A 13,700-nucleotide genomic window follows, 5' to 3' on the forward strand; every position below is an offset into this window, starting at 1 on the left:
GTTTTTTATCGTATATTTAAAAAAATGCTTAAAGAGCGCACAAAGGATTTTTTTTATTTTTTCTTGAACGTTTTGGCGCGTTTTGCCGTCTTTTTTGTCCGTTCTCCTCGCGCGAGTATTTTGATGTACCATTCTATTTCCGATAACGGGGTCTTTTTTACGGTTAAGCCGAAAGATTTTGAAAAACAAACCGAGTATCTGAAAAGCTTCGGCTTTAAAATTATTTCTTTGGCAGAGATGGTTGAAGCGATAAAAAGCCGAAACTTAAAGGACAAAAGCGTTGTTTTAACTTTCGACGACGGATATAAGGATAATTATAAAAACGCCTGGCCTGTTCTTAAAAAATACGGGTTTCCGGCGGTTATTTTTTTGGCAAGCGATTTTACGGGAAAAAATTTCACCGTCTCATCCGGACAGCAACTCGAAATTCTTAATGAAGAAGAGATAAAAGAAATGGCCGAGTTTGGGCTTGTAGAATTCGGGTCGCATACGCGCACGCATCCCCGGCTTGAAAAAATATCAGACGAAGAATTTGAAAAAGAAATCCGCGAGTCAAAAGAAGCTTTGGAAAAAATAACAGGCAAAAGATGCAGGTTTTTCTCATATCCTAAGGGATATTTCAGGCCGGCCTTCGGGGAGATTTTAAAAAGGAACGGATTTGAAGCGGCGGTTTCCGTAAAAGAAGGGCTTGTAAGAAGCGAAGACAATTTATTTTTACTCAGAAGAAATTTTGTTTATTCGGCCGGCGGTTTTTGCCAGTTTGTCGGCAAATTGGGATACAGCGTACCGATTTACAATTTTTTTAAAAAATTTTTTTGACATGAAAGTTGTTTTGGCTGTTGTTCCGCGGGCAAGCGGTGAAATAGAAAGAGGAGGACTTCCTTTTTTGGGCGTGGGGTACGTGGCTTCAAGCCTTCTTCTTGACGGCCATGACGTAAAAATTCTTGACGCTCACACCTTGAGGCTTACTCCGGAAGAGACAGTGCAAAAAATTCTAGAAATGAATCCCGATGTTTTGGGGTTAAGCGGAAATACGCACAATAGATTTACCGCAATAGAAGTTATTAAATTGGCAAAGAAACAAAAGCCTAACTTGAAAGTTGTTGTCGGAGGCCCTCACTTCGGTCTTACGGGGAAAGACGCCTTAAAGACGGTTTCTGAGATTGATTTTGTGGTAAAAGGCGAAGGCGAGCTTACTGCGCGGGAGCTTCTAAAAAGCGGCTTTAAGGAAGAAAAATTCCCGGGTATTTTGGGGATCGTCTACCGCGACAAAAACAGAAATATTATTGAAAATTCCGACAGGCCATTTGTTCAGAATTTGGACGATCTGCCGATGCCGGCTTGGCACCTTTTCGATCTTTCCCGATACAAAGGAACTCCCATAGAAAAGACGGGGATGAAAACAATCGGCATTGTGAGTTCGCGCGGATGCCCGAACCAGTGCATTTTTTGTTCGGCGCGCGCCTTTCATCGCGGAACGCTTCGTGTGAGAAGCCCGAAAAATTTCGTTGACGAAATTGAATATCTCCAAAAAAATTACGGCTATGGAGCTTTCAATTTTTGGGACGACACTTTTTCCATGATACCTTCGCGCGCCGCGGAAATTTGCGAAGAAATTTTACGGCGGAAACTTAAAATTTCCTGGTACACTCCGTGCCGCGTGAATACGGTGGACAAAAAACTTTTGGCTTTGATGAAAAAAGCCGGATGCGTGCGCGTCAATTTCGGAATAGAATCCGGAAGCCCGAAAATTCTGAAAGTGATGAAAAAAGGCATAACCATGGAACAGGCTCGCGCGGCGATAAAAGCCGCGGTTGAGGTCGGGCTGGATATAACTCTGAACTTTTTGGTTGTTTATCCTTATGAGACTTGGGAAGACATAAAAATGACTTCTGCCGCCATAAAGGAATTCCGTCAGCTAAAAAACGTAAAACCGTCTTACAGCTTTATAATAATTTATCCCGGAACGGAGCTTGAAGAAATAGCGAAAAAAGAGAAAGTAATGCCTGAAAATTTTTCATGGAATTCTCCTTACAAAAACACGAAAAGAATTGCCGCGGGCGAGGACGAGTCGGTACCTTATTTTGAATGGCCCGGCCTTCCTTTTGAAGCAGTAAAGGCTTTTATGACGAAAGATCTTTTGGAAAAAAGGGATATTTTTAAAAGATTTTTGAAGAAAGCGGAAAGGGTGCGCAATTTTGACGATGTAAAAGCTATTTTCAAAGTCGGAATCGCCTATTTAAAAACAACAAAATAAAATGTGTGGTATTAGCGGATTCAATTTTAACGACAGGGTACTCTTGAAGAAAATGAATATGGCAGTGGCTCATCGGGGCCCTGACAAGGAAGGCGTTTGGAATAACGCGGATTTTTCTTTGGGCCATCGCAGACTTTCAATAATTGATTTGTCTGAAAAAGGAGTACAGCCGATGTTTAATGAAAATAAGACCGTCGCGATGGTTTTTAACGGGGAGATTTATAATTACCGCGAACTGAGAGAAGAATTGGAGCGGAAAGGGCACAGGTTTTTTTCAAACACAGACTCGGAAGCGATAATACATCTATACGAGGAAAAGGGAGAAAGATGCCTCGAACATCTTGATGGCATTTTTTCTTTCGGGATTTATGATTTGGAAAAGAAGATTTTTTTCGCCAGCCGCGACCCAATGGGCATAAAACCTTTTTATTATTTTTGCGGCGGAGGAAAATTCATTTTTTCATCCGAAATAAAAGCGATATTGGAACATCCCGTAAACCGGGAAATCGACAAAAGGGCGTTAAGCTCTTATTTCCATTTGTTTTATCCTTTGGCTCCTCTCACTATCTATAAAGATATTTTTAAACTCCCGGCCGGGCATTTTTTGATTTACAAAGACGGAGATGTTCGTATTGAGAGATACTGGAAGCCTTCAAATAAAGGGAAGATAACCGACAAAAATGAAATCAAAAAAATATTGTTTGATTTGACCGAAAAAGCGGTTGAAAAACAAATGATTTCCGACAGGCCGTTGGGTGTTTTTTTAAGCGGGGGAATAGATTCAACCGCGGTCGCGGCTTTGGCTAAAAAATTCAGCTCCGGAAAATTAAAGACTTTTTCGGTTGGTTTTGAATCTCAAGAAGAAAAAGAAAAATATAATTTTGATTTTGAAATGGCAAGACGCGTCAGCCGGGATTTCGGAACCGAGCATCATGAAATTATGATTTCGGGAAAAGACGCTTTGTCCGCGCTGGAGAAAGTTTCTTGGCATATGGATGAGCCGATTTCAAATCATACGCAGTCTATTACGTATTTGCTTTCGGAAATCGCAAAAAAAGAAGTCGCCGTAGTTTTGGGCGGCGATGGCGGAGATGAAATTTTTGCCGGATATCCCCGGTATAGATTGAATCTTTTTTTGGACAAATATCAAAAAATTCCAGTTTTTTTGCGCAAACAGATTTTAAATAAAATTATAAGCCGCGTTAAAAATCCGGATTTAGCGAGAAAAATTGAGAAGCTGCCTGGAGTGGACAGATACATGCTTTTTATGTCGCAAAAGGACGAATTTTTAAAACAAGCGATAAAAAGCGAATGGCTGGAGGACAAATGGCATTTTGATAAATTTGAAAAAGATTATTCGCGGCTTTCCGAGTTTTCTTCTGGAGAAACGCTTATGCTTATGGATTTGGAAAATTGGCTTCCGGAAGAATCTCTTATGCGTACCGATAAAACCACCATGGCATGGGGTCTTGAAGAAAGAGTTCCTCTGCTTGACAGGCATCTTGTTGAGTTCAGTTTTAAAATTCCGGATTATTACAAAATAAATCGTTCCGGCGGAAAAAAGATTTTTATAGAAGCGATGGGAAGTCTTTTGCCGGACTACGTGGTTAACGCGCCTAAAAGAGGATGGTTTTCGCCGATGGCCAAATGGCTCAGAAGCGATCTCAAAGAATTCGCTTATGAAGTTTTGTCTCCCGGGTATTGTTCCGGCGGGGAAGAGTTTCTTGATTTTGAAGCGGTTAGAAAAATTTTAGACGATCATATTTCTAAAAGAAAATATAACCTTGCGCTTATCTGGTCCCTGATCACTTTTCAAATGTGGCGCAGGAATTTTATGCGCAAATAAAATGAATAATAGAAAAATAAAAATTTTGCTTATATCAATTCTTGCCTTCGCTTTTTTCTTGAGAATAAGCGGCATGTTTTTCGGTTTGCTTTCGGGTGATGTTTATGGCGATGAGATAGGGAATACTATTGCCGCTTTCAAAATAATGGAAGCAAAAAGCCCCGTTTTCGTTTTTGGCATGAAGAATTACCTGCCGCCTCTTTTCAGCTATCTTCTGGTCCCGGCGTACGGCCTTATTGGAATTTTTGGAATGATTTTCCATGTTTTCGCGAGCATCGCCGATTTTAAGGAATTCGTGATTTTATACAAAGAATGGTTTTTGGCGCCAAGCAGGATTTTGTCTGCAATTTTCGGTATGGGAACGGTTTATTTGGTTTATCTTTTTGCCAGAAAACTTTTTGATGAAAAAATAGCGCTTTTTTCGGCATTTCTTTTGGCTGTGGATTTTCTTCATTTGCATGAATCTCAGATTGGGCACATTTGGTCGCCGATAACTTTTTTTACCGTTTTTTGCGCCTACAGTTTTTTTAATCTTTATCTCACGGGAGAAAGGAAATGGTATTTTTTTTCCGCCGCGGCTTTGGGATTGGGTTATGCCATAGGGCAGCTCCCGATAATATTTTATCCATTTTTCGTTTTAGCTCATTATTTTTACGTCAAAAAAATACGAGAAAAATTTTTAAATAAGAAATTTATTGAAGCCAACATTTGGTTGATTGCATTGCTTTTCGTATTCACGCTTTTGAATTTCTATACGATTTACAAGCATTTTTACGATGTGATATTGGCTGTTTTAGAGATTGTCGGTTTGGGCGATTTTGCCGTATCAATATTTCCGCGGACCATTCCCGGCATCGCGCACAGTTTTTCGCTTGTCGGCAATTGGGTTTATGCGGCTAAGACTTTATTTTACGATTCGCCCGTGTTTTTTACGGCGGCGTTTTTTGGCGGATTCTTTCTTCTTAAAAAAAATAAATTTAGCGCGCAAAATGTTTTTCTTCTGTTTTTTCCTGTTTATAATCTCATTGTCTTCTCTTTTTTGTTCTATAATTTTACATACAGGTATGTTTTGCCGCTTGTTCCTTTTATCGCCATTATCGTTTCTTTTTTCGTCTTTTACGCATCCGACAATCTTTTTGCCGGAACCAAGAAAGCGTTTGCGTTGCCATTGTTGATGCTTGCGGTATCTTCTTATTCCATGGCGGCCAGCCTGCCATATTCTTTTTTGCTGACTAAACCTTACACGGTAGATGAAGCGGTTGTCTGGGTTTATGAAAATGTGCCCTCGGGAAATCGCGTGGTTTCCGACGTGTACCTGAATAGCAACAGAGAAAGTTTGGAATTTTTGAAAGAATACAATCAATTTAATTGGCTTGATACAAGAAAAAATTATCTTCTCGGCTTGAATGATGCGGAATATCCCCGGCCGAATTATTTTTTAATTGATACGAATCTAACTGATGTTTTTTCGCTGCCTCAAAAAGAGAAGCGCGCTGATTATGCCCTGGTCTTCTTTTACGAGGAAAAAGACAAAAAAGAAAAAATAAAAATAGTCGAGACTTTCGGAAAGAGCGAACTTGCGGCGTTTTTTTATCCGAAAGAAGGAGGAGAATTTACAAAAAGTCTGCTCAACATAAGACCGCATTTTTTCCTCAAAAATATTTTGGAAACGCGGCAAATAGGTCCGAATGTTGAAATCTACAAATTCTTAAAATAATTTATGTCGGAAGAAAAAACTATCAAAAATAATGAAATTTCCGGTTCGGCTGTCAAAGACGTGTATTGGGGAGAGTTTTCCGAAGAACTTCTTGATAAAATAATCGGATGTTATCAATCGGGCCGGTTTGATGATGCGGATGATATTATAAAATCTTTGGATCGGGAAGATTTTATTTTCGGGCTTGGCAGAAGCGATTTTCTTTTTTATCTTCCTCTTGGCAAGACAAGCAAAGTTTTAGACGTGGGGTGCGGGCTTGGCGTTCATTCGTTTAACGCGGCTAAAATTGCCGGAGAAGTATACGGCTGCGATCTTTCAAAAAAAAGAGTTGATTTTTGTAATTTGAGAAAACAGCGCGAAGAAGTTAAAAATATCAGTTTTTTGCATTCGGATATTGAAAATTTGCCGTTTGAGTCTGAAACTTTCGATGCAGTAATACTTAACGGAGTCGTTGAATGGCTAGGAGAAAAAAATAAAAATAAAAATCCTCGCGATGACCAGATTGAAGATTTGCGCCGTGTCAAAGCGTTATTGAAGCCAGGCGGAATTCTTTATATCGGCATAGAAAACAGGATTGCTTTGTCCTATCTTTTTAAGGCTCGCGACCATAACGATCTTAAATACACGACGTTTATGCCTCGTTTTGCCGCCAGCTTTGTGAGCCGGCTTAAAAGAGGAAAATCGTACAGAACTTATACTTATTCAAAAAAAGGATACGAGCGTCTTTTAAAAGACGTCGGTTTTGATAAAACGCCGGACTTTTACATAGCGCATCCCGGCTATAACCTCCCGCAGTTTTTGATTCCTTTTCAGGACGAGACCGCGTTGAAATTTATTTTAAATTCCATGAGTATTGATAAAGGAACAACGGGCAAGGTAGCGCGGCTATTTACAAGAATTCCTTTTTTAAGAGGGATTATCAGAAATTTTTTCTACGCGTACGCTATTTTTGTAAAAAAATGACGGAAAAAATCACTCAACTTATAAAAGAGAATTGGAATATTTTTCCGATTTCCGGCCAATGTACGGAGGCGAAAGAGAAGATACTTCTTTCAAAGTTTTATCATGGCAGAGCTTGGATTGGCGGTAAAGTATTGTTTTTCGCCACTTACGACGGGAAGCCGATTTGTCTTGTGAAAACCGCAAGGGATATTTCCGCCGGCCAGAAAATCAAAAAGGAAAAAGAATCGCAGGAAAAATTTATTGAAGCCGGAAGCCTTTCCGCTCCGCGGGTTTATTTTGACGGAGAGATAGACGGAAAATATCTATATGCGGAAGAAATTTTATCCGGCAGGCCTCTTTCTAAAAATTTGGCGATAAAAAAAGAACGCGAGCTCGTGAACATAATCAGCTCGCGGCCTTTTTCCGGAGAGCTTTTGACGTCCGATGTCGCAAAGATTTTTGAAGACAATTTTTTGTTTGAAGACGCGGAAGCGAAAGAATTGATAAAACAGCTCAAGCTTTATGATCTTCCGTTAAAAAGAGGTTTTAGCCACGGTGATTTCACCAGGAAAAACATTATTTACGACGGGCGCATTTTTCGTCTGATCGATTGGGACAGGGCGGGGGAGAGGCCTTTTTGGCTTATTGACGCCGTCCATTTTATGGTCAGTTTAAGAAATATCAAAAACATGAAAGAATGGAAAAGGCAGGCAGTTTCTTCGCTCGCTGAATATGCCGGGATTAACGAGGATACGGCTGTTGCTTTGTATTGCGTCGAAACTATGCTTGAGATTTTTTGCAAAAATTATCCGGAGAGATATTTTAAAATTATGGAGCAATTATCTTTGTTATGAGAGGATTTTATTTTGTTAATACCAATATTGAGAACAAGAGAGCGCATACTTTTCAGATTTTAAATACCGCCGAGTTTTTAAGACGTTCTTTCGATTTAGCATTGGTTTTTCCCGAATACAGGAATGATTATGACAAAAAGAATATTTTTTCTTATTACGGTTTGACCGAAGAGACGTCCGTGATTTTTAAGAGAGTGTTTGGCATAAAAAGATCCTGTCTTCTTGCGTTTTTGCTTTTTGATATTTCGGCGTCATATTTTCTTTTTGTGCAAAAAATAAAAAACAAGCCGGATTTTATTTATTTAAGATCCAGTTTCTTTTTGTCGCTTTCTCTTGCCGCATTTTTTCTTCGTATTCCGATTTTCTATGAAACTCATAGAAAGCCCATTAGCAGGAGCGAAAAAATAAGGGATTATTTTTTATCGAAGTGCGCGTCCGGTTTTGTGGTTATAAGCAAAGGGTTGGAAACTTATTATTCTAAATATAATAAGCCCGTTCTTGTTATTCATGACGCGGTATCTCTTGGCAGGTTTGATATACGTTTGAATAAAGACGAAGCCCGTCAAAAATTGGGTATTTCTTCCCCTGGAATTTTGGGCGTGTATTGCGGAAGCGTCAGGAAGATAAAAGGAATAGATGTCATTTTTTCCGCCGCGAAAAAAATGCCAAACGTTAATTTTGAGATAGTTGGTCCTGTATATCCGGAATTCAAAAATCTTGAAATTTCTTTCAATGTTCATTTGGCCGGAAGCAAATCGCAGGAAAAAATACCCACATATCTTAAAGCGGCGGATTTTCTCATCCTTCCTCATCCGGAAAGCGAATATTCGCAGTCTCCAATGAAATTGTTTGAATATCTTGCCGTAGCCAGACCGATTATTTCTTCGGATACCGCGAACATAAAAGAAGTGCTTGTTCCCGAAGGAAATTTGTTTTTTAAATCCGGCAGCGATGAAGATTTTGTGCTTGCCATAAAAAAATATATCGCGGAAAAAGAAACGTACGATAAAAAAGCGATTAATAATAAGGAAATCTCCAGAGAATATACATGGGAAAAACGCGGAGAAAAAATAGCCCGGTTTATGCGCCTGGTGCTGAATAAGCAATAAAAACATGAAGGTTTTATATCTTTATTCCGGAGAAAGAAAGAAAAAATTCAGCGGTAGAATCAATATTGATTATCCTGATACCCAATTTTACGGCCTTAACCATTTGGTTGAATTCGGGATTGATGCCGAATATAAGGAAGTAAATAATAAAATTTTGGGTTTCAGGACAAAGCATCTTTTTTCATACTTTTTAACTTGCGGGTATGACATTGTTTTCGGTCCATCTATCCTTTTTATGATGTTTTTTAAAAAAATTTTCAGACCCGAAAGAAAATTCATATTATTAAATATCGGAATCGCCAGAACTATTTCGTCAGATAAAAAAGGTTTTAAGGCAAAAATAGTAAAATGGTTTTTGGAAGAAACAGATGCCATTGTCTGTCTTTCACAGGCGCAAGCGGCGTATCTTGAGAATAAATTCGCAGGGCTGAAAGGGAAATTATTTTTTGTGCCGCTTGGGGTTGACGCCGCGTACTATAAGCCGGAATTTGAGAACAGGGGGAGCTACATATTATCCGTCGGCAGGGATAACGGCCGCGATTACAAGACAGTGATTGATACCGCGAAATTGATGCCCGAAGAAGAATTCCATATAGTCTGCAGCAGAAGGAATATTGAAGAAATAAAAGAATTTCCGGATAATGTGAAAATTTTTTACGATATTCCTATCTATGAACTTAATAGGAAATATCACGAGGCAAAATTGCTCCTTCTTTTGACCCATGAAGATAATTTTTCAGACGGGTCGGATTGTTCGGGGCAGACAGTTCTGCTTGATGCCATGGCGAGCGGATTACCGGTTGTCGCGAGCAGAAAGAAATACCTGAAGGATTATGTTCAAGAAGGAGTTGATATTTTATCCGTGGATTTTTATAATTCAGCTGACGTTCGGGAAAAGATAAAACTTTTACGCGAAGATACTTTACGTAGAAAAATTGCCGTAAACGCCAGAAAAAAAATTGAAGATTTTTTTTCAACGCGCGAGATGGCGCGCGGACTTGCGGCTGTTTTTGAAAAAGCACATGAATAAGCCGAAAATCAATAAAACAAAAGACGCGGTTGAGTATGCCGTTAAATACATAAAAGGAGATACCTTGGACTTAGGCGCCGGCTCGGCTAAATATAGGGACATTATAAAATCGAAGTCCGAGAGATATGTCGCTTTTGATATGTTCCCGGGCGAGCATGTTAACGTTGTCGGCGATGTTTTGGAATTGCCTTTTGAAGATAATTCTTTTGACACGATAATTTCCACCCAAGTTTTGGAACATGTGGAAAAACCATGGGTTATGATTGAAGAAATTTACAGGGTTTTGAAAAAAGACGGCATCTGTTTTTTAACATGCCCTTTTATGTCGCCTTATCATCCTGACCCGAAAGATTATTTCCGCTACAGCAAGGACGGACTTCTTTCTTTGTTTAAAAACGCCGGTTTTGAAATAATCGAGTGTGAGTATTACGGGTTGTTTTTTACCGTGATTGAAGAGCTCCTCCGCTTTTCTTTTTTCAGCCGGTTCAGGCAATACAAAGAAAAAAAGCAGGGTGAATGGTCAAAAAGATTTTTAAGGTATTTGCAGAAATTCGCCGGTTCTTTGGACGGCAGAGAGAAAAAAGATCAGATTATTTATTCAAATGTTTACGTAGCGGCTAAAAAATAATGATTTTTCAAAGATTAAAAAATATTTTTATCCTTTTTCTGTGCTTTTTTAGGGTGTTTTTTAAGGGCAGGGCGAATAAAAAGGCAGGACGCCCAAAAAAGATATTAGTGGTTCAAAAATCGAAATTAGGCGACGCCATATGCGCTATTCCGGTGCTCCATGCTTTAAAAATCAAATTTCCTGATGTTGAGATTTGCGTTTTGGGCGGAAAAATAGTTGAAGAGCTTTTGGCTTATAGCCCCGATTTCGACGACTTTATTCTTTTTGAAAATAGTTTTTTAGGCCTTGTCAGAAAAATAAAAAAAGAAAAGTTTGATTTCGCGTGCGTTGTCGGGCTCAATTTTCCTTCGCTTGCGGCGCTTTTCCTTTCGGGTATACCGCTGATTTCTGCTTTGTCCGTTGTCAACGGAATCAGTCCGCAGGAGACCATGCCTTATAAGATATTGAAAAATTTTGTCGTTAAAGTCCCCTTTAGGATGAAAGAATACGCTCCCCGCGAATATTTGAAACTGCTTGAACCAATAGGGATTTTTACCGAAAATACCAAAAAACATTTATATTTTTCCAGAGAAGGAGCCGAGAGGGCGGAAAGATTTTTTTCTGAAAAGGAAATTGGCGGCGAAGGGGAGCTTGTTGTCGGAATTGCCCCGTCCGCCGGAAATAAATTGAAAATTTGGGGCGGCGATAAATTTTCAAAGTTGATAGAGATGATTTTGAATAATTATTCCGCAAAGATTATTTTGCTGGGCAGCGGCGAAGATAAAAAATATATCGATGAACTTTACGAAAAATTTTCCGGGGACAAAAGAATTATAAGCGCTTGTGATTTGTTTTCCGTGGATGAATTGAAAGCGTTTATTTCCAGACTGGATGTTTTGATCGGTCCCGACACGGGCTTGATGTATGTTGCAGAAGCTTTAGATGTTTCGACCATAGACATAGTCGGTCCGGTCGACGAAACCGAACAGCCGCCAATCGGCGATAAACATAAAGTGATTGTTTCGGACGCGGAATGCCATCCTTGCTCTTTTGTGATGGATACCGCAAGAGGGTGTAAAAACAAAGAAAACGAATTCGTCTGTTTTAAAAAAACCACTCCGGAAACGGTTTTTGAAGCTTTTAAAGGATTGGCAAAAAAATGAGAATCTTGTTTTTAAATGATTTTATTCCTCCGCGCCATGTCGGAGGTCCGGGAAAAAGAAATTTTGAAACCGCGGTAAAGCTCAAAGATCTTGGGCATGATGTTTTTTTTATCACTTCGTGCCAGAAAAAAGAGCAGGAAATTGAAGATGAAAAGCTCGGAGTAAAAATTTTTAATGTCTATTCTGATTATCCTTTGTACCTGCGGGATTATTTTAATATTTATAACCCGAAGGTTATGAAGAAAGTAAAAAAAATAATGAAAGAAATTCATCCCGACGTGGTTCATGTAGATACTGTCCATACTTATTTATCTTACGCTTGCTTGAAAATAGCGAGAAAATTTTCCAAAGCGGTTTTTCTCCATTCCCGTGATTTTATGCTGTTTAATTACGGCAAATTTTTGCAAAAAGAGCGGGAATGCGGCCGCGTTGATTACAAAGTGAGCTGGTTTGATAATCTTAAAAAAGGAGGGAAGCGCTTTAATCCGTTTAGGAATTTTTTAATAAAAAGATATTTGAAATACGTTGATAAAATTTTTGCGATTAGCGATGAATTGGCAAAAGCGCTGTTGCAGAATGGAATTACAAATGTGGCGGTTTTGCACAACGGCTTTCCTCTTTATGAAAAAGAGCCGGAATTTTGCGAACTTGAATCAAAGAAAATTCTTTTGTCCGGAAGATTGAACGAGGCCAAGGGCGTTTACGCGCTCCTGGACGCGTTTCCTCTTATCAAATTGAAAATCCCCGAAGCGAAAATAGTCTTGGTCGGGGTTGACGGCGAAGAAAAGAAAAGAATTGATTATTATGTTTTAAAAAATCGACTGGGAAAAGAAGATATAGAAATTTCGGGATGGATTCCCGGAGAACAAATGTATTCAATATTAAAATCGGCGGCCGTTGTCTGTTCTCCTTCTTTATATCCGGACCCTTTGCTTGCCGGCTCGAATTATGAAGCCGCTTCGTTTAAAAAACCTGTAATCACGACATGCTTTGGCGGGGCAAAAGAATTTGTTTTGGACGGCAAGACCGGATACGTAGTCAATCCTTTTAAGAAAGAAGAGCTGGCTGACAGGGTCGTTGACCTTTTGTCTGACGAAGAAAAAGCCAGACGTTTTGGCGAAGCGGCTTATTTGAGACTGAAGACGGATTTTTCTTTGGATGAATACGCGAAAAAACTTCTGGATTGGTACGGAAGTTTTTTGAAAAACAATTAATCAGCTAATTTAATTTCAGCCAAGAAAAAGTATAGTTGAACGCTATTTGAATTCTTTTCAGCGCTTTTTTCCAGCCGTCTATCGTCAGCAGTGATTTGATAAAAAATTTGAAGAAATACCAATATCCGGTTTCAAATTTAAAAATAAGCATACGGTAATATTTTTTGATTTCTTCGGCTGTCATTTCTTCCGTGTGGTGGTTTACCGTAAGCCTGGTGTCAAAACTGTAATAATCCGCGTTATCCAGCAGATTGTGGTCTTCTAAATATTTTCTCAATTCGGAACCCGGATAAGGGGAACAAATATGTATTCTGGTCTGGTCAGGTTTGGTTTTTTCTATCAAATCGGCTGTCATTTTTATATCTTCAGGCGTTTCTTTCGGAAATCCTATCATAATAAACATCAGTCGTTTTATGCCGGCTTTCTTTGTCAAAGTAAAAGTTCTTTTGACATTTTCTATGGTGATGTCTTTGTGTATGAAATCAAGGATTTTAGGAGAACCGGATTCTACTCCCCACCATATCCATATTATTCCGGCTTCCTTCATTTTCTTCAAAGTATCCAGGTCAACGAATTGGCTGCATCTTCCTTGGACTAAAAATTTTAATTTTTTATTTAATCCTCTTCCGATTATCTCGGCGCACAATGCTTCGATTCTTTCGTTTTGCTTCGTGCTCATCCCGATGAATTCGTCATCGTAAAGCTGGATGGAATTGGCGCCGAATTTATTCTTATAGAATTCCATCTCGTCAACAACGTCTTTCACGTCGCGTTCTCTGTACATTTTCGAGCCAAGGCTGCAAAAAGCGCATCTGTGCGGGCATCCTCGCGTGGTCATCATAACAGCCACTGGACGAGTCATTCCTTCCGAGTCATGCGGCATTCCTCTGTAAGTTTTCGGGTCTTTGTTCAACAGGTCATAAGCCGGCCACGGAATGGAGTTTAAGTCTTTTATGTATTC

The 13,700-nt window shown here is 39.3% G+C and carries 12 protein-coding genes; 11 read left to right on the forward strand and 1 reads right to left on the reverse strand.

The annotated features are described in order from the left end of the window. The first annotated feature begins 24 nt into the window (after window positions 1–24). The 11 genes from PHC85_02090 to PHC85_02140 are packed head-to-tail and all read left to right on the forward strand — an operon-like array spanning window position 25 to window position 12,739. Window positions 25–819, forward strand: coding sequence for a polysaccharide deacetylase family protein (locus PHC85_02090; protein ID MDD5032883.1), 795 nt, complete (start codon window positions 25–27; stop codon window positions 817–819). Between the two features lies 1 nt (window position 820). Beyond that, window positions 821–2,257, forward strand: a complete 1,437-nt coding sequence (locus PHC85_02095) for a radical SAM protein (GenBank protein MDD5032884.1) — start codon at window positions 821–823, stop codon at window positions 2,255–2,257. Window position 2,258: 1 nt separating this feature from the next. Next, complete coding sequence (asnB, locus tag PHC85_02100) at window positions 2,259–4,103, forward strand: asparagine synthase (glutamine-hydrolyzing) (protein ID MDD5032885.1); 1,845 nt, start codon at window positions 2,259–2,261, stop codon at window positions 4,101–4,103. A gap of 1 nt (window position 4,104) precedes the next feature. Further along, on the forward strand, window positions 4,105–5,820 hold the full coding sequence (locus PHC85_02105) for a glycosyltransferase family 39 protein (GenBank protein ID MDD5032886.1): 1,716 nt from the start codon (window positions 4,105–4,107) through the stop codon (window positions 5,818–5,820). Between the two features lie 3 nt (window positions 5,821–5,823). Further along, window positions 5,824–6,783, forward strand: coding sequence for a methyltransferase domain-containing protein (locus PHC85_02110; protein MDD5032887.1), 960 nt, complete (start codon window positions 5,824–5,826; stop codon window positions 6,781–6,783). Continuing rightward, window positions 6,780–7,616: a hypothetical protein gene (locus PHC85_02115; protein MDD5032888.1), complete on the forward strand. Its 837-nt coding sequence runs from the start codon at window positions 6,780–6,782 to the stop codon at window positions 7,614–7,616. Before PHC85_02110 ends, PHC85_02115 begins: the two co-directional genes overlap by 4 nt. Next, window positions 7,613–8,725 (forward strand): glycosyltransferase, encoded by a 1,113-nt coding sequence (locus PHC85_02120; protein ID MDD5032889.1) that lies wholly within the window; start codon window positions 7,613–7,615, stop codon window positions 8,723–8,725. The genes PHC85_02115 and PHC85_02120 overlap by 4 nt, the downstream gene beginning before the upstream one ends. A gap of 4 nt (window positions 8,726–8,729) precedes the next feature. Next, window positions 8,730–9,755: a glycosyltransferase gene (locus tag PHC85_02125; protein ID MDD5032890.1), complete on the forward strand. Its 1,026-nt coding sequence runs from the start codon at window positions 8,730–8,732 to the stop codon at window positions 9,753–9,755. After that, window positions 9,748–10,383: a methyltransferase domain-containing protein gene (locus tag PHC85_02130; GenBank protein MDD5032891.1), complete on the forward strand. Its 636-nt coding sequence runs from the start codon at window positions 9,748–9,750 to the stop codon at window positions 10,381–10,383. The genes PHC85_02125 and PHC85_02130 overlap by 8 nt, the downstream gene beginning before the upstream one ends. Beyond that, window positions 10,383–11,525: a glycosyltransferase family 9 protein gene (locus tag PHC85_02135; GenBank protein ID MDD5032892.1), complete on the forward strand. Its 1,143-nt coding sequence runs from the start codon at window positions 10,383–10,385 to the stop codon at window positions 11,523–11,525. The genes PHC85_02130 and PHC85_02135 overlap by 1 nt, the downstream gene beginning before the upstream one ends. Then, window positions 11,522–12,739: a glycosyltransferase family 4 protein gene (locus tag PHC85_02140; protein ID MDD5032893.1), complete on the forward strand. Its 1,218-nt coding sequence runs from the start codon at window positions 11,522–11,524 to the stop codon at window positions 12,737–12,739. Before PHC85_02135 ends, PHC85_02140 begins: the two co-directional genes overlap by 4 nt. A gap of 4 nt (window positions 12,740–12,743) precedes the next feature. Here PHC85_02140 and PHC85_02145 read toward each other — a convergent pair. After that, the coding region (locus PHC85_02145) for a radical SAM protein (GenBank protein MDD5032894.1) at window positions 12,744–13,700 on the reverse strand (957 nt) is incomplete at its 5' end.

This window comes from Candidatus Paceibacterota bacterium (assembly GCA_028711505.1).
GTDB lineage: Bacteria > Patescibacteriota > Minisyncoccia > JAHISW01 > Tagabacteraceae > JAQTSC01.